This window comes from Chryseobacterium sp. C-71 (assembly GCF_020911865.1).
GTDB lineage: Bacteria > Bacteroidota > Bacteroidia > Flavobacteriales > Weeksellaceae > Chryseobacterium.
The window spans coordinates 3,166,374-3,188,198 of the sequence record NZ_CP087131.1; the positions used below are offsets into that span (position 1 = coordinate 3,166,374).

20 protein-coding genes are annotated in these 21,825 nt (G+C 34.6%); 12 read left to right on the forward strand and 8 right to left on the reverse strand.

All coding sequences use genetic code 11. The features are described 5' to 3' along the window. Positions 1-14 precede the first annotated feature (14 nt). Together LNP04_RS14580 and LNP04_RS14585 are read left to right on the forward strand one after the other, a co-directional pair. Entirely contained in the window at positions 15-1,328 is a 1,314-nt protein-coding gene (locus tag LNP04_RS14580) for an HlyD family secretion protein (RefSeq protein WP_229983647.1), read from the forward strand. After that, positions 1,312-2,718 carry a TolC family protein gene (locus LNP04_RS14585; RefSeq protein WP_229983648.1) on the forward strand — a complete coding sequence of 469 codons (1,407 nt, stop codon included), beginning with the start codon at positions 1,312-1,314 and terminating at the stop codon, positions 2,716-2,718. Before LNP04_RS14580 ends, LNP04_RS14585 begins: the two co-directional genes overlap by 17 nt. Positions 2,719-2,779: 61 nt before the next feature. On the opposite strand, the gene LNP04_RS14590 is transcribed toward LNP04_RS14585, so the two are convergent. The 3 genes from LNP04_RS14590 to LNP04_RS14600 form a co-directional block, all read right to left on the reverse strand. After that, positions 2,780-3,166, reverse strand: coding sequence for a DUF423 domain-containing protein (locus LNP04_RS14590; RefSeq protein WP_229983649.1), 387 nt, complete (start codon positions 3,164-3,166; stop codon positions 2,780-2,782). Position 3,167: 1 nt separating this feature from the next. Further along, positions 3,168-4,250 (reverse strand): hypothetical protein, encoded by a 1,083-nt coding sequence (locus LNP04_RS14595; RefSeq protein WP_229983650.1) that lies wholly within the window; start codon positions 4,248-4,250, stop codon positions 3,168-3,170. A 166-nt stretch (positions 4,251-4,416) separates the two neighbouring features. Beyond that, positions 4,417-5,745: a hydroxymethylglutaryl-CoA reductase, degradative gene (locus LNP04_RS14600; protein ID WP_229983651.1), complete on the reverse strand. Its 1,329-nt coding sequence runs from the start codon at positions 5,743-5,745 to the stop codon at positions 4,417-4,419. Positions 5,746-6,102: 357 nt separating this feature from the next. On the opposite strand from LNP04_RS14600, the gene LNP04_RS14605 reads away from it, so the two are divergent. From LNP04_RS14605 to gap, 5 genes are all read left to right on the forward strand, one after another. Continuing rightward, complete coding sequence (locus LNP04_RS14605) at positions 6,103-7,362, forward strand: putative DNA modification/repair radical SAM protein (protein WP_229983652.1); 1,260 nt, start codon at positions 6,103-6,105, stop codon at positions 7,360-7,362. Continuing rightward, positions 7,362-7,793 carry a hypothetical protein gene (locus LNP04_RS14610; RefSeq protein WP_229983653.1) on the forward strand — a complete coding sequence of 144 codons (432 nt, stop codon included), beginning with the start codon at positions 7,362-7,364 and terminating at the stop codon, positions 7,791-7,793. The genes LNP04_RS14605 and LNP04_RS14610 overlap by 1 nt, the downstream gene beginning before the upstream one ends. A 100-nt stretch (positions 7,794-7,893) precedes the next feature. Then, positions 7,894-8,652 carry a TIGR03915 family putative DNA repair protein gene (locus LNP04_RS14615; RefSeq protein ID WP_229983654.1) on the forward strand — a complete coding sequence of 253 codons (759 nt, stop codon included), beginning with the start codon at positions 7,894-7,896 and terminating at the stop codon, positions 8,650-8,652. A 267-nt stretch (positions 8,653-8,919) separates the two neighbouring features. Continuing rightward, positions 8,920-9,906, forward strand: a complete 987-nt coding sequence (gene pfkA, locus LNP04_RS14620) for a 6-phosphofructokinase (protein WP_229983655.1) — start codon at positions 8,920-8,922, stop codon at positions 9,904-9,906. A 31-nt stretch (positions 9,907-9,937) separates the two neighbouring features. After that, positions 9,938-10,948, forward strand: coding sequence for a type I glyceraldehyde-3-phosphate dehydrogenase (gene gap / locus LNP04_RS14625; RefSeq protein ID WP_229983656.1), 1,011 nt, complete (start codon positions 9,938-9,940; stop codon positions 10,946-10,948). A 245-nt stretch (positions 10,949-11,193) separates the two neighbouring features. Here the strand turns inward: gap and LNP04_RS14630 are convergent, their stop codons facing one another. Next, positions 11,194-12,081: a mechanosensitive ion channel family protein gene (locus LNP04_RS14630; RefSeq protein WP_229983657.1), complete on the reverse strand. Its 888-nt coding sequence runs from the start codon at positions 12,079-12,081 to the stop codon at positions 11,194-11,196. 99 nt (positions 12,082-12,180) lie between these two features. Here LNP04_RS14630 and LNP04_RS14635 point away from each other — a divergent pair, with 99 nt between their 5' ends. Beyond that, positions 12,181-12,816, forward strand: coding sequence for a peroxiredoxin (locus LNP04_RS14635; RefSeq protein ID WP_229983658.1), 636 nt, complete (start codon positions 12,181-12,183; stop codon positions 12,814-12,816). 103 nt (positions 12,817-12,919) lie between these two features. On the opposite strand, the gene LNP04_RS14640 is transcribed toward LNP04_RS14635, so the two are convergent. The 3 genes from LNP04_RS14640 to LNP04_RS14650 all read right to left on the reverse strand — a co-directional run bounded on the left by LNP04_RS14640 (position 12,920) and on the right by LNP04_RS14650 (position 16,564). Continuing rightward, positions 12,920-13,510, reverse strand: coding sequence for a hypothetical protein (locus LNP04_RS14640; RefSeq protein ID WP_229983659.1), 591 nt, complete (start codon positions 13,508-13,510; stop codon positions 12,920-12,922). A gap of 160 nt (positions 13,511-13,670) precedes the next feature. Beyond that, entirely contained in the window at positions 13,671-14,186 is a 516-nt protein-coding gene (locus tag LNP04_RS14645; protein ID WP_229983660.1) for a PepSY domain-containing protein, read from the reverse strand. Positions 14,187-14,284: 98 nt separating this feature from the next. Then, a complete protein-coding gene (locus tag LNP04_RS14650; protein ID WP_229983661.1) occupies positions 14,285-16,564 on the reverse strand; it encodes a TonB-dependent siderophore receptor in 2,280 nt (759 codons plus the stop codon). Between the two features lie 181 nt (positions 16,565-16,745). On the opposite strand from LNP04_RS14650, the gene LNP04_RS14655 reads away from it, so the two are divergent. Together LNP04_RS14655 and LNP04_RS14660 are read left to right on the forward strand one after the other, a co-directional pair. Next, on the forward strand, positions 16,746-17,804 hold the full coding sequence (locus tag LNP04_RS14655) for a Gfo/Idh/MocA family oxidoreductase (protein WP_229986310.1): 1,059 nt from the start codon (positions 16,746-16,748) through the stop codon (positions 17,802-17,804). 7 nt (positions 17,805-17,811) lie between these two features. Further along, positions 17,812-17,970, forward strand: coding sequence for a hypothetical protein (locus LNP04_RS14660; protein WP_229983662.1), 159 nt, complete (start codon positions 17,812-17,814; stop codon positions 17,968-17,970). Between the two features lie 58 nt (positions 17,971-18,028). Here the strand turns inward: LNP04_RS14660 and LNP04_RS14665 are convergent, their stop codons facing one another. Continuing rightward, a complete protein-coding gene (locus LNP04_RS14665) occupies positions 18,029-19,927 on the reverse strand; it encodes an ABC-F family ATP-binding cassette domain-containing protein (protein WP_229983663.1) in 1,899 nt (632 codons plus the stop codon). 113 nt (positions 19,928-20,040) lie between these two features. Here LNP04_RS14665 and LNP04_RS14670 point away from each other — a divergent pair, with 113 nt between their 5' ends. After that, positions 20,041-20,559, forward strand: a complete 519-nt coding sequence (locus LNP04_RS14670) for a DUF1761 domain-containing protein (protein WP_229983664.1) — start codon at positions 20,041-20,043, stop codon at positions 20,557-20,559. Positions 20,560-20,602: 43 nt separating this feature from the next. Next, positions 20,603-21,733 carry a peptidogalycan biosysnthesis protein gene (locus tag LNP04_RS14675; RefSeq protein ID WP_229983665.1) on the forward strand — a complete coding sequence of 377 codons (1,131 nt, stop codon included), beginning with the start codon at positions 20,603-20,605 and terminating at the stop codon, positions 21,731-21,733. Positions 21,734-21,825: the final 92 nt, after the last annotated feature.

The following is a 21,825-nucleotide window of genomic DNA, read 5'->3' on the forward strand; positions in this document are numbered from 1 at the left end:
CAAAGATTTTAAAAATGAAAATTCATTCATACGACAAAATATATCAGATCAATAAAAAAACCAAAGTTAAAAGATGGTTTCTTTTCATCTTTTTGGCAGGAATTATTGTTCTCTTTTTACCATGGACTCAAAATATCAAGGTAAAAGGTAATGCCACAACATTATATCAAGATCAGCGACCACAACAGCTCAATTCTCCCATTCCCGGAAGAATCATCAAATGGAATGTGAAAAATGGAGACTATGTAAAAAAAGGAGATACCTTACTGAAACTTTCTGAAGTGAAAGAAGATTATCTGGATCCTCTTTTGGTGCAAAGAACAGAGCAACAGGTTGATGCTAAAAAAGGAGTTCGAGATTACTATCAGGCAAAAGTAGGAACTACCAATAGTCAGCTTGACGCTCTCAACTCTTCAAGAGATTTGAAACTTAATCAGCTGAAAATTAAAATAAGTCAGCTCAATAATAAACTTGCCGGTGAAGAAGCAGAACTTGCAGCTGCCAACAACGAATTGAGACTGAGCGAAGATCAGTACGAGAGGCAAAAAAAAATGTATGATGAAGGATTAGTCTCTCTTACGCAGTTTCAACAAAGGAATGTATCTTTCCAAAATGCGGCGGCTAAAAAAACTTCTGCCGAAAATAAAGTAGCACAAACCCGACAAGAAATTATGAATGTGAGCATCGAACAAAATGCAACCATTCAGGATTATACTGAGAAACTCAGTAAAATAGAGGGTGAACGTTTCCAAAGTATGGGACAGATTGAAGGAAGTGATGGCGAAATTGCCAAATTGCAAAACCAAGTTGCCAATTATAAAGCTAGACAGGGGCTGTACTTTATTTTAGCTTCTCAGGACGGGCAGATTGTGCAGATTAATAAAGCCGGAATCGGAGAAATTCTGAAAGACGGCGAAAATATAGCTACCATTGTTCCTAATAAAATCGATTATGCAGTAGAAATTTACATAAAACCTGTCGATTTACCTTTGGTGAAAGAAGGGCAGAGAGTAATGTGTATTTTTGACGGTTTCCCGGCAATTGTATTTTCAGGATGGCCCAACTCCAGCTACGGAACTTTCGCCGGAAAAGTAATTGCTGTCGAAAATAACATCAGTGCCAACGGACTTTTCAAGGCATTGGTAATAGAAGATAAAAATGAAAAACAGTGGCCTCCGAAAATAAAAATAGGAACCGGAGTGCAAGGAATTGCTATTTTAAATGATGTTCCTATTTGGTACGAATTATGGCGAAATATCAATGGTTTTCCGCCGGATTATTATGAAGTGAAAACGGAAAAATCTGCTGCAAATGAAAAATCTAAATAAAAATTGGACGACAGTTGTTTTGTTGCTGCTTTTTCAGATTTCTTTCGGGCAAGATTCTTTAAAGCTTTCTCATCAGGAATTTCTTGCGATTGTAAAAAGATACCATCCGCTGGCCTTTAAATATCAGCTTCAGAATAAAATTGCAGAAGCAGAAATTACCAGAGCTAGAGGGAATTTTGATCCTGTGCTGGCAGGAAAGCTTGGCGAGAAAAATATTGATGGTACCCAATATTATCAGCAAAAAAATATTGAACTGGATATTCCTACATGGTACGGAATCAATATCAACGGAGCATATAATTATTTGGATGGAGAAAAACTAAACAACAGCGATACCAGAGGTGGCTTAGCTCAGTTTGGAATTACAGTTCCGCTTGCCAAAAATCTTCTCTATGACAAACGCAGAGCAATGCTGGATCAGGCAAAATTTGCTCTGAGAATGACAGAAGCAGAACAAACCGTTTTGACGAACGAACTTCTTCTGGAAGCTGAAAATACGTATTGGGAATGGGTGAAAAACTATGAAATCTATGAATTGCAAAGAAAATCGGTACAAATTAATATAGATAGATTAGAGCTCACAAAAAAAACGTACAACTATGGCGAAAGACCTGCGATTGATACTGTAGAAGCGGCTTCGCAGTTGCAGAGTTTCCAGCTTCAGGAAAGGGATGCGTATCTTAATTTTGTGAAGAGCACACAAGATTTACAGCTTTATTTATGGAAAGATAATCAGGAAATCTACGAAATTTCGCAACTTATTTTCCCGTCAACACGTCTTGAAGAACACAGCGGATACAATGATTTTGAATTTTTGGTGCAAGATGTACAATCTAAACAACTTAATAATCATGCGTCATTGCAATATTATTTTCAGAAAGAAAACATTCTTGAAAGTGAAAGAAGGCTTAAATGGCAAAGCTTTCTCCCCAAAATAGATTTTACCTACAACTTTTTTAATAAAGAAAATTACCGGGCAGAATATTTACCATTGTTTGATAATAACTTTCAATACGGCATAAAATTAGAAATTCCGATTTTTCAGAGAGCGGCTAGAGCAGATTATCAGATTGCTAAACTGAAGATCGCCCAAAACCAGCAAGATGTGCAGCTGAAAACAAGGGAAATTGTGACAAAGATTGAAACTTATAAAAATGAAGTTTTAAATTATCATCTTCAGATTGATCTTGCCGACAGTAATCTAAAAAATTACCAAAAACTTCTAAGTGCAGAAGAAATGCGGTACAGCAATGGAGAAAGTTCGCTTTTTCTCATCAACACACGGGAAAATAAGCTGATAGAAGCTCGTGAAAAAAACATAGAGTTAAAAGCAAAATTCCTTAAAAGTTATAATAAACTGAAATGGCTGAACGAGAATTTTAGGTTTTAGGAAACAAAAAAAGGAAATCTTTAATTTTAGATTTCCTTTTATTTTTCAAAAGTTGAGTCAATTAAACTTTTAATTTCGCAAAATACCAAATCAATATTCCCCAACTCAGGATCATAAACAATCCACCAAGTGGAGTAATCGGTCCTAAAAACTTCAAATTTGCACCCAAATAATCCTGCAGACTCAAACCATAAATACTGAAAGAAAATAGTATTGTTCCTACGATCATCAAAATAGAAATCCATTTCTGAGATGAGGTGTCAAACTTTAAAATGTAGCCAACGATCAATAAAAAGAAGGCTGCATACATTTGGTATCTTACTCCGGTTTCAAAACTTTCCAGTCTTTCTACAGATAAAATTTTCTTTAAAGCATGAGCTCCGAAAGCGCCCAAAATAACGGATAACATGCCATAGACGGCACCAAAAACTAAAGTAATTGTTTTCATTTTATAATTCTTCTAATTCTAGTTTTAAATATTTTTTTGTCTTGTAATCCTGCCAAGTTCCAACCATTTTATTTCCTTTTACATCTGCTTCTATATATGCTTTCGGAATCCATTTTTTGAGTTCTTCACTGTGGTAGTCGTTTTCTGTAATCGAAATATGACCATTTTTTAATGTTCCGCTCCATTCAATCAATTTTTTATTTTTGTCGTACCAATAAAAAGCGGAGAAAGATCCGTCTTCAAAAACCTGTTTCATTAAAAGTGTAACCGGATATTTTTGATCAATTTTTCCTTTATACAATTTATTCTGAACGGTATTTTGTCTCACAAACTTATCAGATTTTGATAATAAATTTTTACCATAATCACTCAGATATTGTTGAATTTCTGTATAAGGAAGTTCAATTTCATAACTTCCCAGATCATCCAAAGCTCTCATTGCATGATTAGAGCAGCGTTCTCGTACAATCGTAAGCTTGTCTTTCCCGAAAAAGAATTTGGTATATTCTAATTTTCCTCTTTTTGCATACTCCAGACACTCTTCATACATTCGAATCTGTTCTTTCTCTTCATCTTCAGAGCCGTCATGTGACTTTAATTCAGCTAAAAAATTCTGAATTTTGTTAACTACATTTTCATTAACTATATTTTGAATTGAATCAATTGAAGTCGTTTCAAACAAATCCTGTAGATTGATGTAATTTCCGGTTCGCAGATCAAAATTTTTCCAATCAGAAAAACCTTCAGGATAAGCACCTGTGGCTTCACCATCAATGGAAAGACTCAAAATATTTTTAGGAGTTTCCAGCTTTTTCCATTCATAGAAATATACAAAATTACTATACGAATTGGTTGCAGTCAATGCCAGTTGAGAAGGGTTGCTTCCCGAACCCGGAATAAATTCCAGTTCATTTACTTGCAAAAACGTATTGATTTTTCTTTCAACCAAAGGTTTTGCTGAAAACGAAATCACTGGAAAATTAAAGTTTTCAGATTTGGGTTTTAGATCATTTACCTTAAGATTTTTCTGTTGCGAAAAACAAATTGCCGAGATCAGAATAAAAAATAAAAAGTTCTTTTTCATTACTTAGATTTAAGATACATTAAAATGATTCCGCCAATTAAGGTCAGAATTCCTAGAACGATGAAAAAGATAGAGAATCTGCGCGACCGCTGAAATCCCTGATTGCTGGTATTTTTTAAAAATATTCCAAAGACAATGAATATAATCGGTAAAATGATTTGCAACATTAGTGCGCTCTTAACCTGTTAAACTCATCAATAACTTCGTGATGAGTCACTGTTTTATCTTTAAAATATGTCACAAAATGCTGCTTTTCTGCTTCCGTCGCACCCATTTGATTTAAAATATTAAACAAATGCATTTTCATGTGACCTTTCTGAATTCCTGTAGTTACCAAAGATCTCAACGCTCCAAAATTCTGAGCCAATCCTGAAACTGCCAAAATACTCATCAATTCTTGAGCAGAAGGTTTTCCAAGTAAGGCTAAAGAGAATTTTACCAAAGGATGAAGATTCGTCAAACCGCCCACAACTCCCACAGAAATAGGAAGATCAATCCAGAATCTGAAAATTCCATTATCAATGGTACAGTGTGTCAAGCTAGAATATTTTCCGTCTTTTGCAGCATAAGCGTGTGCACAGGCTTCAGTTGCTCTGAAATCGTTTCCGGTTGCAATCACAACGGCATCTACACCATTCATAATTCCTTTATTATGCGTTGTCGCACGGAAAGGTTCAATTTCAGCAATCGTTACTGCTTGTTTAAATTTTCTTGCAAATTCTTCATTTGAAATTCCACTATCGTCTTTTAAATCTTTAATTTTACAAGAAACTTCTGCTCTCACAATACAATCAGGAGTGAAATTGGATAAGATATTCATCACAACCTGCAAAGAATCTTTTTCTTCCTGTGTGAAATCTTCTTCCAGAGAAATTTCTTCTTTTAAAGTTTTACCAAATTGCTCAAGGCAAGAATTGATGAAGTTGGCACCCATAGAATCTACCGTGTCAAAACTTGCTTTCAGTTGGTAGTAATTAGCCATTTCAGCGGTTTTATCCACGAGTTTTATTTCTAAAATTCCGCCGCCACGATTTCTCATGTTTGCCGTGATGCTTTCCGTCGCTTCAAAAAGTTTTTTCTTTAATTTAAAATTAAAAAAATGCTGAAGTTTATGCGATTCTACATCGATAATGAAATGAGTGTGACCTAATTTTTTTGTGTTGATAATCGTGGTTTTAAAACCGCCTTTATCGATCCAGAATTTTGCTGCTTTTGAAGCCGCTGCCACCACTGAACTTTCTTCAACTGCCATCGGTAATGCTAATAATTTTCCGTCGATCAGAAAATTCGGAGCAATTCCGTAAGGCATATAAAAATTGGAAATCGTGTTTTCAGAAAACTCGTCGTGAAGTTTCTGAAGATCAGTATTTTCGTTCCAATATTGATTGAGTATATTTTGATAATCTGTGTTTCCTTCGAGATATTCATTGACGAGCCAGTCAATTTTTGCTTGTTTGGTCAGTTTAGAGAAACCTTCTACCGGTTGATGATTCATAGATAAATTATTTTTTGATGAAGAATTGTGGAACCGACCGTTTACGATTTCACGCATAAATTAATGATGGTAAATATAGTAAATTTGTTTGTGCCTATTGTGGATAAGTTCGTTGAAAAAAGAGTGATATTTCTCAATTTTGGATTTACTTTTGAATATAAAAAACCTTTAAACAATAAAAGACATAAAAGTTTATTAACACATTAGTCATCTTAGTTTTTTTGATTCTTCGTAAAAAAAGAATACATAAGTTTTGAAAATATTTGATTTTCTCTAATGTTTTCTAAATGTTTTCAAAAATTACTTTAATCTAATGTGATTTATGTGTTCAAGGAATTTTAACAAAGTATTTGAATTATGAATTTTGACCGCCTAAAAGAAAAATTAGAAATTCTTGCCGATGCTGCGAAATATGATGTGTCATGTTCGTCAAGCGGAGGTTCTAGGAAGAATAAGAAAGGCGCTTTGGGAGATAGTTCTGCAAGCGGAATTTGTCATACCTATACCGAAGATGGTCGTTGTGTTTCTCTTTTAAAAGTTCTCTTGACTAATCATTGTATTTACGATTGTGCGTATTGCGTTTCCCGAAGTTCAAATGATATTAAAAGAGCGGCTTTTACAGTAGAAGAAGTAGTTGATTTAACGATCAATTTTTATCGCAGAAATTATATTGAAGGTCTGTTTTTAAGTTCAGGAATTTTCAAAAATGCAGACACAACGATGGAACGTCTGGTGCGTGTGGCAAAAAAACTTCGCCTCGAAGAAAATTTCAATGGATATATTCATTTAAAGTCAATTCCTGGCGCAAGTGATATTCTGATGCAGGAAGCGGCTTTGTATGCTGACCGATTGTCAATCAATATAGAAATTCCAACAGAAAGTGGATTGAAATTATTAGCTCCGGAGAAAAACCGGGAAGATATGCTCAATCCGATGAAATATATCCAAAGTGGAATTACCCAATATAAAGAAGAAAAGAAAATTTTCAGAAAAGTTCCGAAGTTTGCTCCTGCTGGACAGTCTACACAAATGATTGTAGGCGCAACCAACGAAAATGATTTACAGATTATCAAAGTTGCCGATCATTTTTATAAAAATTATAATCTTAAAAGAGTGTATTATTCAGGATATGTTCCGGTTTTGGAAGATACCAGATTGCCTGCTTTAACGACGGCGGTACCGATGTTGAGAGAAAACCGTCTCTATCAGTCGGATTGGCTCATGAGGTTTTATGGTTTTAAAGCTGATGAAATTCTAGATCCACATATGCCGTTTTTAGATTTGGAAGTTGATCCTAAATTAAGTTGGGCTTTGAGGCATCTTGATCAGTTTCCTATCAATCTTCAAAGTGCAGATTATCAGATGATTCTCAGAATTCCTGGAATTGGTGTAAAAACAGCGAAGAAGATTGTTTCTGCAAGACGTTTTCAGGTTTTAACGATTGAAAATCTACAAAAATTAGGAGCAGCGGTAAATCGTGCGAAGTATTTTATTGATTTTAATGCCGGAAACGTTTTCCTGAGACATTTAACTGATTTAAATTTGAAAAAATTGTTGATTGGCGGAAGTACTTCTAAATTTCAGGATCAGTTTTCGCAACAGTTAACACTTTTTTAATGATGAGAACTAAAAAAGCCTTAAGATATGATGAACAGAAAATTAGAGATATTGAAAAAGCAGTTTCTCAATTCTCTCAACATTTGATGTCAAATTCTAAATGGATCAGATTAATTGAAGCAATTATAGACAATGCCCATGAGTTCAAGAAAATCCAATTTAAAAAAATTCAGAATAATAGAATTGGAGAGCTGTATTTAAATGAAGACAGTATTTTTGAATTTGATTATTGGCAAAGAGGATTTGAGGGCAATAATTCTTTAGGTGACTGGCTTGAATATAAAGAAATTGAATATTTGATTTTCCCAAAAATTGTTGATTCTAATAACATTCAAAATTTAGAAGAAATTAAATTGATAATAGAGAAAGTTGGTCAGTTTTATCTTGAAATTAATGAAGATGAATTAAAACTGATTTGTTATAAAGAATGATTTTAAACACAAATAGCACAAATATTTTTCACGAATTTCACTAATAATTCTTACTTGAAAAATCAGTTCACTCTAAAACTCCAAAACCCTTCAACCCAAAATGACCACCTTACTTTACGACGGTAGTTTCGACGGACTTTTTACAGCAATATTCGAAGTTTTCGAGTATAAGTATAAAGATGTTGAAATTATAAGTAAAGAAAGGTTTCATCAAGAAAATATCTTTGCTGAAATTCATGAGGTAATTACACAGGAAGCGAAATCTGAGCGAGTTTTAAATAAATTAGAAGAAAATATCGGGAAGTTGGGCATTCATGAATTGGTGAAAGTTTTTTTGTCGGAAGAAACCGATTTAGAACAAATCATTTTGTCTGCTGTAAGGCAATCTCTAAAATATCCCAACGAAAATATTCTCCAGAATTATGCAGATCAGGATATTTTGAGAATTGCTAAAATTTCAAAATCAGTTAGCAGAGAAAGGCATCGGATGACAGCTTTTGTAAGATTTGAAAAAATGCAGGATGAAGTTTTTTTTGCCAAGATAGATCCGGATTTTAATGTGTTACCTTTAATCAGAAAACATTTCAAAGACCGTTATCAGGATCAGAAATGGATGATTTATGATCTCAGAAGAAACTACGGACTTCTTTATGATCTGGAAACGTGTGATTTCTTTTATCCCGAAGAAAAATTGGATCTAAAAAAATATCAGGAGAAATTTCATGATGAAGAAAATCAGTATCAAAAGCTATGGCAACGGTATTTTTTCAAAACCAATATTGTAGAAAGAAAAAATTTAAAATTGCATATTCAGCATGTTCCGAAAAGATACTGGAAGTATTTGACGGAAAAGCATTAGACTTCTGGTACATATTGCAAAGATTTTCACAGGTTTTATTTAAAGTATTTTTACGATTCCAGCCACGGATGACGTAATTCACAGCATTTTTTTTAGAAATTCAAACTTCGGTCATATAAGATTTTTTACATTCCGAATCTACTTGGCTCTTTTACTTTTGACATGGCTCTTTAGAATTGCAGGATACTAAAGGATGAAAAGTATTATAAAGATACTGCCGTTATCTGAACTTGTTTTTGTAAATTTGTGTTTGAAATTTTTTACTAAATGAATGAAAGTGCTGTAAAAAAAATTGCAGTTCTTACTTCGGGAGGAGACTCTCCGGGGATGAATGCAGCATTAAGAGCGGTCGTAAGAACCGCAAATTATTATAATATCGAATGTTACGGAGTGAGAGAAGGCTACAATGGTCTTATTCATGATGATTTCCTGAAAATGGGACCTCGTTCTGTGAAAAATATAATCAACCAGGGTGGAACTATTCTAAAATCTGCCCGTTCTAAAGAGTTTATGACCAAAGAAGGTCGCCAAAAAGCCTATGACAATTGCGTGAAATACGGAATTGAAGCTTTGGTGTGTATCGGAGGAGACGGAACGTTCACAGGAGCAAAGATTTTCAATGAGGAATTCGGAATCCGTGTAATTGGTGTACCCGGAACAATCGACAATGACATCTTCGGAACAGACAATACGATTGGTTTCGACACAGCTTTGAACACGGCAATGGATGCGATTGATAAAATTCGTGATACGGCAACTTCTCACAACAGAGTTTTCTTTGTTGAGGTGATGGGTCGTGATGCAGGTTTTATTGCTTTAAACAGCGGATTGGCTACTGGTGCTTTGGATATTCTCATTCCTGAAAGAAAAGACAGTATGGAAGAGCTTTTTACAAACTTCAGAAACGCAGAGAAAACAGGAAAATCTTCCAGCATTGTTGTTGTTGCAGAAGGTGAAAAGTTGGCAAACATCTACGAACTGGCAGAGCAGACCAAAAAAGAGTTTCCGGATTATGATATTCGTGTGGCTATTTTAGGTCACATTCAAAGAGGTGGATCGCCGAGTTGTGCAGACCGAGTTTTAGCGAGCAGATTGGGATTTGGTGCCGTAACAGGATTGATGGTAGGAGAAAACAATGTGATGGCAGGAATGCGTTCAAACGAAATTGTTTACACACCTATTGAAGATGCCATCAAAAAGCATAACGAAATCAATAAAGACCTTTTACTGATTTCAGAAATTTTAGCAATCTAAATATTATATAATTAAATAAATCAAAACAATTATGTCAACAATTAAAGTAGGTATTAACGGGTTTGGTAGAATCGGTCGTCTTGTTTTCAGAGCAATGACTGAAAGAGACAACATCGAAGTCGTTGGTATCAATGACCTTATCAATGCAGAATACATGGCTTACATGTTAAAATATGATTCTGTACACGGTATTTTCCCAGGAGAAGTTTCTGTAGAAGGTAATGACCTTGTAGTAAACGGTAAAAAAATCAGAGTTACTGCAGAAAGAGATCCAAACAACTTGAAATGGAACGAAATCGGTGCAGATTACATCGTAGAATCTACTGGTTTATTTTTAGATAAAGAAAGTGCTACGGCACACATCAACGCGGGTGCAAAAAAAGTAATTCTTTCTGCTCCTTCTAAAGATGATACGCCAATGTTTGTAATGGGTGTAAACCACAGCGAACTTACTGACGATATAAAAATCTTATCAAACGCATCATGTACTACAAACTGTTTAGCCCCTTTGGCTAAAGTAATTCACGATAACTTCGGTATCGTAGAAGGTTTGATGACTACTGTACATGCTACAACGGCGACTCAAAAAACGGTTGACGGTCCTTCAGTGAAAGACTGGAGAGGTGGTAGAGCTGCTCTTAACAATATTATTCCTTCTTCTACAGGTGCTGCAAAAGCAGTAGGAAAAGTAATTCCTTCATTGAACGGAAAATTGACTGGTATGTCTTTCAGAGTACCAACTGTTGATGTTTCTGTAGTAGATTTAACGGTAAGAATCGAAAAAGCGGCTTCTTATGAAGAAATCTGTGCAGTGATCAAAGCTGCTTCTGAAGGTGAATTGAAAGGTATTCTTGGATACACTGAAGATGCTGTAGTTTCTCAGGATTTCATCGGAGACAAGAGAACTTCAATCTTCGATAAAGATGCTGGTATTATGCTTTCTCCTAACTTTGTAAAGCTTGTTTCTTGGTATGACAACGAAATGGGTTACTCAAACAAATTAGTTGATATGTTGATCCACGCTTCTTCTTTAACTAAATAATAAGCTCTCAGCTATACATAATGAAACCTTCCAATTTGGAAGGTTTTTTTTATTGCTGGAATGATTATTAGTGGAAATCGAAAATTATTTGTGTTTCGCTTCAAATTCTGAGTGGTTGATCTGCCACGAACGCACGAATTAAATCTGAACGTTGTTTGTTGATTAAAATTATTTGTGCATTCGTGGCAAAAAATCTAGTCGTAACATTCCTATTTAATTTTAGTATGTTTTATCTTATTAAAATTTCACGATTCAATATTTTCTTTCGGTGGTTCAGGCGCCGGAGTATTGGTGATGTTAATGCTCGTCGGAGTTACTAACGGAATTCCCTGCTCGTCAAGGCTGCCTTTAATTTTCATTAAAATATCACTTTTTACGTGAGCTAGATTTTCACCGACTTTCATCCAAAATTTCACCTGTAAATTAAAAACTCCTTGTTTTAAACTTGTAAAAATAACTTCCACTTTATCCTGCTTATCAATATATTCCTGACTGAGAATAACATGATTAATGCTTTCCTGTGCTTTCACGATATCTTCATCCGCCGGAATTTCAAAATCTAAAATAATTCTTCGCTGCGGCGATGCAGTAATATTGTAAAAAGGAGCATTAAATATTACCTGATTCGGGATGTAGGCCTTCTTTCCATCGTCGGTAATTAGCTTTGTAGTTAAAAAACCAATATCCTGCACCGTTCCGGAATGATTTCCGATGGTGATATAATCTCCGACTTTAAATGCTTTATCAATTCCGATCAGCATTCCTGAAAATATACTTGAAACCAAATCTTTCAAAGCAACCCCTGCAATAACCCCTGCTACCCCTAAACTTCCGATAAATTTCCAGAGAAATCCGCTGAATCCCATGATTTCCAGAGCAATGAAGGTTCCCATAAGGATAATGATAAATCTGAAAACATTGATAATGGTAATGACAGATCCTTCATTTTTACTTTTAGGAAAAAGTTTGTGCATTATTTTTACCGCAAGTTTACTCAGGTATTTGCTTGTCATTAAGAAAAATGTGAAAACAAGAATCCCTACTACCAGCTTTGGTGTGAGTTTCGCAAAAGCGATGTACCAATTCTGTAAAACTTTATAAACGGTATCTACATAGCTTAATCCATATTCCATAAAAACATTTTTTTCAAAATTATAAATAAATTCTTTAGCAAAAATTTTGCCAGTTACAAAAAGTCTATTAAATTTGTAGACTAATAAAAACAACATCGTATGTCAATCAAACTAGGAGATACCGCACCCAACTTTCAGGCAGAATCTACTGCAGGAAATATAGACTTTTACGAATATCTTGGAGATTCTTGGGGAATTTTATTTTCCCATCCCGCAGATTATACTCCGGTTTGTACGACTGAATTGGGTTACACCGCAAAACTGAAATCAGATTTTGATCAAAGAGATACAAAAGTAATCGCACTAAGTGTAGATGGAGTAGAAGATCACAAAAACTGGATTAAAGACATCAACGAAACTCAAAATACGGAAGTGCAGTTTCCCATCATTGCAGATAAAGACAGAAAAGTTTCAGAGCTTTATGATTTCATTCATCCAAATGCTTCTTTAACTGCGACGGTTCGTTCTTTATTAATTATTGATCCTTCTAAAAAAGTGAGATTAATTATTACTTACCCTGCTTCAACGGGAAGAAATTTCAATGAGATTCTTCGAGTTTTAGACTCATTACAGTTGGTGGATTCTCACAAAATTGCAACTCCTGCAAATTGGTATAATGGTGATGATGTGATTATTCCGCCATCAATTTCTACCGAAGATGCGAAAAATATTTTCCCGAAAGGTGTTACTGAGATTAAACCGTATCTGCGTTTTACTCCTCAACCTAACCAATAATAGGCTTAGATTTTTTATTTATTATATATAGTTTAGTTTTAATTTGAAAAAGCGGCTCAGAAATTTTTCTGAGCCGCTTTTGTATGTTGTATGAAATATCAGATTATTTCACGTCGTTAGCAATTGCTTTTGCTTTTGATGTAGGTAAATAAATACTGAAACCTACGTTGAAACTGATTCTAGAAGTCAAACCTTCATTTCCGAATCCTGTCACTCCGTTGTATTTTACTAAACCTTCAACACCAATGTTTGGAGTAATGAAGTAAGAATAACCAGGACCTACACCGAAGTCTAATCCTGTAGTAGAAATTCCATTTTCAACATTGAATCCGCCTACACCTACGTTACCTTCTAAGAAGAATCTACCGTGGTTTAATAAATTGTCAATACCTTTTTCACCTGGTGAAACAAAATAACGTCCTAAAGCTCCAACTCCATAATCAAACTGTGTTGATGCTCCTGCTCCCGGCTTAGAGAATCCTAAAGTAACATAACCTCCTAATGCAACATTATCTTTGATAAAATATGCTGCTCTAGGCTGAAGTTTAATATCATAACCAGCACCTGTATTTAATCCAAAGTTGCTTGAAAGTAAGCTACTACCAACCATCCAGTTTCCTTCTTGAATTTGTGCGTTTGCTGTAGCTGTCAATCCTGCAACAGCTAATATTCCTGTAAAAATTAGCTTTTTCATAATTTATAATTTTAATAGTTAATGTTAATTATTTTGATATGCAGTTCAATTCAATAAATGTGCCACAAAGCTTGAGGGTATTCATTTACGTGAAAAAGTCATGTAAAAGTGTTAAGAATAAACAGTGAGATTTTAACTAAAATTATTAAAAAAATGTAATTTAAATAAACAATAAAATAATGGAAACGATAAGACCTGCCACAGCGAATTTAATTCCTCGCTTGAAAGGTTTACTTTTCGTATTAAACATCCAAAAACTTGAGACGACGAAGAAAAAAAGACATACTCCGAAAAAAGCATTCAGTGGTGAAAGTGTGTCAGCAGATTTTGCTTTGTGAAGCTTGGTCATTTTATCGATCACAAAAGGAAGTTCTTTTTTTGTGTATTTTGCCCGTCCCGTCGCAGAATTGTATGTTCCGTCTTTGAAATATAAAATACTATTTTCAATCTTGTTTATTTCAAGATTCTTCATCTTCAATTCTTTCTCCAATTCTTTTTCAGAAAGATTTTTAGCAATCACTTTATCATACAGTTTTTCTTTTTTCAGAAAATCGGTATCTCTGTAAACCAAAAGAATTCCGCTTAGTGCGTAAATCGCCATTATTCCGGCCATGAAGAATCCTAAATAGCGGTGAGTGATTCTCATAAAACTTCTGGTGTCCTTTATCTTATCCATATCTATTGGTTTTGTTTTTAAATTTCAAAAGTGGAGGCTGCAAAAATGCAACTTCCACTTTGGTTATATAAATTTTGATGATTATAAAATTCTAAATTTTAAAGTCTGTATGTTAATGTGAAATAGTAGTTTCTTGGTGTAATCGGGTTCACTGAGTAATTTTCGTGAACATTGTAGTTGACTACATCAAACAAGTTGCCGACTCTTCCTTGTAATGAGAATTTTTTCCAGTCATATCCTACAGATAATGAAACGGTTGTGTAGTCCTTCAAATCCATCATTCTACTTACGTCTTTTCTGGTGATATTCGTAGATTTTGAGTCATTCCAACCTGCAATTCTATCTCCAATATAATAAACTCCGATTCCGGCTTTCAGACCAGGAACATAGTTGGTGAATTTATAAAATACAGATGCATTAGCCGTTGTAGCTGGCGTTCTCACCAATCTTTGTTTTTCTACAAATCCTTTTTCAGGTGTGTCTAAATAGACAGAGTTGTTGTATGAAAAACCTCCGATGATCGAAATATTTTCTGTAGGATTTCCTGTAATATCTACTTCCACACCACGGCTTCTCATTTTTCCTGCGAACTCTTTTAAATTGGTGTCTGGCGTTTGTACTGTTCCTGAAGCATCAGTATAGAAGAAATTCTGATAAAAGTTATGATATAGAATCTGATAAAGCGTAACATTAACCGCTAAAGCATTGTTCCAGATGTTTTTCTTTACACCAACTTCATACTGATCTACGGTGGTAGGCTTTATCCCTTGTTTAGGTAATATTGCTACTCTGCTTTGTACCTGTGTTAGAGATCCTGAAGTATCTAAGTTGTTAACGGCATCAGAAGTGTAACCTGCATTGGTCGCAAATGAATTGGTATAGGTCGCAAATGCTGAAAAATGATCATTTGGCATATAAACAAAACCTACTTTTGGCGAGAAAGCATTGTCAGATGTTGCGGAATTTAATACTTCAGTTTTTACATTTGTGGTAAAACGGGTTAGTAAACTAGGCATATTTTCAATATATGACCAACGAAGTCCTGCAAGTACTTTAAATTCTTTTGTTAAGCTAATAAAATCCTGAGCATAAACACCTACTCTTCTTGTTTTTGTTCTGGTTTTAGTATTTAAATTAGAATCGGGCATTGCTAAGCTTCCATTATCCCAAGAACTCGGGTCATCCAAGTACAAGATGTTCGTGGGAGCTTTTATCAAATTGTAAGCATTCGCATCAGATTGTCCATAGTCTGCATCTGCACCAATCAAAACTTTATGATTGATCTTTCCTGTATTGAAATCTCCATTTACGTTGATCTGTGCAGAACCATAGTTTTGTTCGTTATAGGTTTTGTTTAAAGGACTGTTCCAGGATAAGCTTGTCGCAGTGGGAGATGCATAAGCCCATTGTGTTCTTTCTGTTGAAAAGTAATCTTTCGTATAATTTTGATATGATGCAGAAGCATTCAACGTCCATTTGTCATTGATTTGATGATTGAATGTTACGTTGGTTGATGCCTGCTGCACATTTTGATATTGCCAGTCGGTTCCGAAAAAAGTATTTCTAGGAAGCCAGTCAATCAGTTTGTAACTTTGATCTCTCTCAGTAATTGATCCGATTCCGAAATCAGGAGTAAAATCATTTTTAAGATAATCAGCCTCAATGATCAACTGTGATTTTTCTCCTAAATTGAATAAAAATGAAGGATTGAAATAATATTTTGTAGACTTTACGACATCTCTGAAACTTTCTGCATACTCGTAAGTACCGTTGATTCTGAATGCCACGTTTTTTGAAATAGGTCCGTAGATGTCAACCGTAGGTTTATAAGAATTCCAGCTTCCGGCATTTAATCCAACCATGCCTCCAAAATTAAATTTAGGTTTTTTAGTAACCAAATTGATGATGCCTCCTGCTGCTGCATTTCCGTAAAGCATTGCAGTTGCCCCTTTCAAAACTTCCACCCTCTCTAGTCCGCTTACCTCAGGGAAAACTCCACTGTTTACTCTGGCTCCGTTTTTATAGATATTATCGTTACCGAAAATAAAACCACGACCCCCGAAGCTGTCTTGTGATCCGCCTCTGGAAGAGGTTACGTAAACTCCATTTACATTTTGAAGAACATCGCTTAACTGTTTTGCCTGCTGCTGTTCAATAATCTCATGGGTAACAATAGAAATCGCCTGTGGATTTTCCATTACCGTAAGATTAGATTTTGTAGTAGCCGGTTTCGCTGTATTGGGATTCCCTGTTTTATGAAGGTTCACATCTTCAATTGTCTGAATTCTGATGGTGTCGTTTTCAGAATTATATCTCATCTGAGCACCAATAGATGATGTGATAGCGATAAGACCTAAGGAGATAATCCTTCTTTTCATAGTTTAGATTTTTGGAATAGAATTATGATAGCGCAAAAGTAAAAATAAACTTATTATTATTTAGAATTATTAAAAATAAATTTTCTTGATTTTTATCATATTTGATATTGAAGGTGTTTTTCCGTATCCAAAAAATGCGATTAATGCTTTTTATAAATATATTTGTTTAAAATTTAAAAGTATGCAATTGGTAAAAGTGGGTCTTTGTGCCTATGGAATGAGTGGAAAGGTTTTTCATGCTCCGTTTTTAAAAGAACATCCGGGATTTTTTATGTCTGCAATTGTAGAAAGGTCAAAAGAAGAATCGAAAGAAAAATATCCTGATGCTACCATCTATCGTTCGGTTGAAGAAATGCTCCAAAGTGCCGACATTGATGTCGTTGTAATAAATACTCCGGTTCAGACTCATTTTGAGTTTACAAAAATGGCATTAGAAGCCGGAAAAAATGTTATTGTAGAAAAACCATTTACAGTAAATGTTGCAGAAGCTGAAGAATTGGTGAGACTGGCCGAATCAAAAAATCTGTTTTTAAGTGTTTATCAGAACAGAAGATTTGATCGTGATTATCTTCAGGTGCAAAAAGTAATTTCGGAAGGGAAATTAGGAACAATCAAAGAGGTTGAAATCCGTTTTGACAGATTCAGAACCGAACCAAGTGCAAAAGAGCATAAAGAAAATCCTGAATTAAACGGCTCTGGCTCCGTTCATGATTTAGGGTCGCATCTTGTGGATCAGGCAACACAGTTTTTCGGTTTTCCTGAAAAGTTGTTTGCAGACGTATTTTCGATGAAAGGAGAGGAGTTTGCCAATGATTATTTTGAAATTTTGCTGTATTATAAAGATGAGGTAAGGGTGAGATTAAAATCTTCAGTTTTTAGTAAAGAAGAGCATTTTGCGTACAAAATTCACGGAGATAAAGGAAGTTTTTTACAAGAAAGAACGGATGATCAGGAAAATGAGCTGGTTGCCGGAGCAATCCCGACCTACGGAAAAGACTGGATGCAGCCTCTGAAAGAATCTGACGGAATTCTGAATTATTTGGATGAAAACTCAGAAACGAAAAGGATTTTGACCTCAAGCCAACCTGGAAATTACATGAATTATTACCAGCAGATCTATGAACATATTGTTTTCGGATACGCTTTGCCTTCACTAGGAAATGAAGTTGTTCAAAACATGAAAATCATCGAAGCTGCTTTGGAGAGTTCCAAAAAAGGAAAAATTATTGATTTAAATTAATCAAATCATGAAAAAAAGAAGTTCAAGTTTTACAGTGATAGGCCTTTTGTTTGTCGTGATTGGGTTGACATTAGTCGATGATAATAGATTTTTGAGATATGGCTTTCTCTTATTAGGAATGGCGTTTCTTTCTTACAGTATTTTTACAATGGTTAAGAACAGATAATCTTAAATCTTAAAAAAAGAGCTGCTCAATTTCTGGACAGCTCATATTTTAATTTATCTTAGTCCTGAAGCTCAAGCCATCTCATTTCGTGGTTTTCGAGTTTTTCGGAAAGACTTTCCAGCTCAGCAGAAAGTTTTGAAATTTTCTCGTAATCAGCTTCGTTATTAAGTTGCTCCAAAATTGCTGCTCTTTTAGCTTCAAATTCAGGAATTTCTTTTTCAATCGTTTCCAGCTCACGTTGTTCTTTGAAAGACAATTTCTTTTTCGGAGCCTGAGGATTTAAAGCGGGAGTTTCAATTTTTACTTCAGCAACTTTTTCAACCGCAGGTTTAGCTTTTTTCTCTTCCTGCTTCTGACTTCCTGCTTCCAGCTTTTTATTTTCTCTGTATTCTGAGAAGTTTCCGATAAAGTCTTTGATTTTCCCTTCACCTTCAAACGCCAAGATATGATCAACAATTCTGTCCATAAAATATCTGTCGTGAGAAACAATAATCAAACTCCCCTGGAAATTTAAAAGGAAATTCTCCAAAACCGTCAAAGTCGGAAGATCAAGATCATTCGTAGGTTCATCAAAAATCAAAAAGTTTGGATTTTGATACAGAATATACATCAAATGCAGTCTTCTTTTTTCACCTCCGGAAAGCTTTGAGATCGGAGAATACTGTGTTTGATCATCAAATAAGAATAATCTTAAAAACTGTGATGCCGTAATCGTTCTTCCGTTTGCTAAAGGGAAGTTTTCTGAAATATCTTTAATGAAATCAATTACACGTTCTTCTTCTTTATATTTAAGACCTTTTTGAGAAAAGTATCCAAATTTGATCGTTTCTCCCGTTTCAATTTCTCCTGAATCTTTTGGTTCAAAGCCTTGGATAATATTTAGTAAAGTAGATTTTCCTGCACCGTTTTTTCCTACAATTCCTACCTTCTCGCCACGTTGGAACGAATAACTGAAATCTTTCAGCAATAATTTATCACCATAACTTTTAGAAATGTCTTTAAGTTCGAGAATTTTGTTACCCAATCTTTTCATTTCAAAATCAAGCTCCAGAGATTCTTTTCGGGTATCGGTTTTGGCTACTTTTTCAGTTTCGTAGAAATCGTCTTGTCGAGATTTCGATTTTGTAGTTCTCGCTTTCGGCTGTCTTCGCATCCACTCCAATTCTTTTCTGTAAAGATTTTGTGCTTTGTCGATGGTTGAGTTCATATTATCCTCACGAATCATTTTATTCTCCAGATAAGTGGCGTAAGAACCATTGTGAAAATATAGATTCTGATCTTCCATTTCCCAGATAATTCCGCAGACTGCATCAAGAAAATATCGGTCGTGAGTTACCAAAAGAAGAGTGATTTTGGCTTTATTCAAATAACTTTCAAGCCATTCTACCATTTCTACATCAAGGTGGTTCGTCGGCTCATCCATGATTAAAAGGGTGTGGCGGTGTTCGGCTCTGGTTTCTGTTAAAAGTTTTGCTAATGCAACACGTTTGATCTGTCCACCGGAAAGCATTCCCATTTTGGCAGTTAGGTCTGTGATTTTAAGCTGAGACAGAATTTGGCTCATTTCATTTTCAAGATCCCAGGCTTTGTGAATTTCCATTTCAGCTAGTGCAGTTTCCATCTCATCTGGATTTCCAGATAGCAAAGCATGATGATATTTTTTTAAAGCCAAAATTGGTGCAGAATCTAAAGTCATCATAAATTCTTCGATTGTCAGGTCAGATTCAAAATCAATTTCCTGATCAAATAAAACCACCTGAATATCTTTATTAATGATTACCGAGCCGCTGTCTGCAATTTCTTTCCCCATTAAAATTTTTAGCAGGGTAGATTTTCCGCTTCCGTTTTTGGCAACAATGGCAATTTTGTCGCCTTCATTGATGTTGAAAGAAATGTTTTTAAAAAGAGTTTTGATCCCGTAAGATTTTGTAAGATTCTCAGCCGCAACGTAATTCATTGATATCCAAATTTTGTGGTGCAAAAATACGAAATATTAGAGCTTTTAAGGTTAATATATCATCGTAAACTTTTTTAATGTAGATTTGAGAAACTAAACTATATTTTAAAACTATGTTACAAATTAACTTTCTGGCAATACTTTTTGCCTCTTTAGTCCCGTTGATCATGGGATTTATCTGGTACAATCCAAAAGTTTTTGGTAAAGCCTGGATGAGAGAATGTGGTCTGACAGAAGAAAAAATGAAGGGCGCAAACATGGGAATGGTGTTTATTGTTTCCATTATTTTATCGATTTTGATAGGTTTTTTTCTGCAGCTGGTCACCATTCATCAATTTGGCGCAATGGGAATGATTGGCGGTGATGAAAACTTAGCTAAACCTTCTTACATGGCATTTATGCATGATTATGGTACGGCTTTCAGATCATTTGGTCATGGAGCTTTGCATTCATTTATGACCGGAATTTTCTTCGTTTTCCCTTTGATAGCTATCAACGCAATGTTTGAAAGAAAATCATGGAAGTACATTTTCATCAATACCGGTTATTGGACGATTACTATCACCATAATGGGCGGAATCATCTGCGGTTGGTACGCTATCGACGGATTTAATCTAGTGACGCCAAAATAAAAACTTGAAATCTAAAATATAGGCTACATTTGTAGCCTTTTTTATGTCTTATACTTTTAAAAAATACAAATCTTCATCAGAAATTCCCAATAACTGGAATGAGGTAATCGGGCAACATAATATCATGTTGTCTAAAGAATATTTCGTGACTTTACAAACTTCATGTCCTGAAAATATGAGGTGCTTTTATGTTGGATTTTTTATTGATGAAAAATTAATTGGCGGTGCATTATTTCAGTATTTAAATTTTATCGAGCATAAAACTTTTCAGAAAGACGAAGCTTTTTGCAATGTGAAAAATTTTGTGGCTAAAAAATTTAGTAAAAACGTAATGATTCTGGGGAATAATATGCTGACCGGACAAAACGGATTTTACTTTGATGCTGAGAAAATCACTATTGATCAAGTGATTCCGCTTTTGGATGAGGCTGTTCAGGAAATGCAAAGACAGGAAGGGAAGACCTCTCTGATTATTTATAAAGATTATCAGGAAAGTTTTATTAAATATTTTCAAGGCAAAAATCATCAGTCATTTTACAAATTTTCGGTACAGCCGAATATGTTTTTAAGGTTGAAAGAAAATTGGCTGACTTTCGAAGATTATCTAAATGCATTTTCTACAAAATATAGAACGAGAGCTAAATCTGCAAAAAAGAAAATTGCCGGAATTGAAAAATCTGAAATGAATCTCCAAGACATCAAAGTGCATCAGAAAGAAATGAATCTTCTATATCAAAATGTTGCTGAAAATGCTCCTTTCAATACGTTTTTTCTCACCGAAAATCATTTTGAAAGCATGAAAGAATCTTTAGAAGATAATTTTAAAGTTTTTGGATATTATTTAAATAAAAAATTGATTGGTTTTTATACTTTAATCCTGAACAATAAAGATATTGACACGTACTTTCTCGGTTACGACAAAGAGCTGCAAAAAGAAAAACAAATCTACCTGAATATGCTTTTAGACATGGTAGAATTCGGCATTAATGAAAAGTTTAACAGAATTATTTTCGGCAGAACAGCATTGGAAATAAAATCAACAATCGGCGCACAGCCCGTCGAAATTTTCGGATTAATTAAACATAATAATCTTCTGATCAATCAATTCATGGAAAAGATTTTTACATCACTCAATCCGGCAGTTGAATGGATTCAGCGAAAGCCGTTTAAGTGATTTTAATAAATTGGCTCACTTAATTGTGATTTTTTAAAATTAATTTAACTAAAGCGTCTTTAAATTTAATAAGAAATTAAGAATGTTTTTAC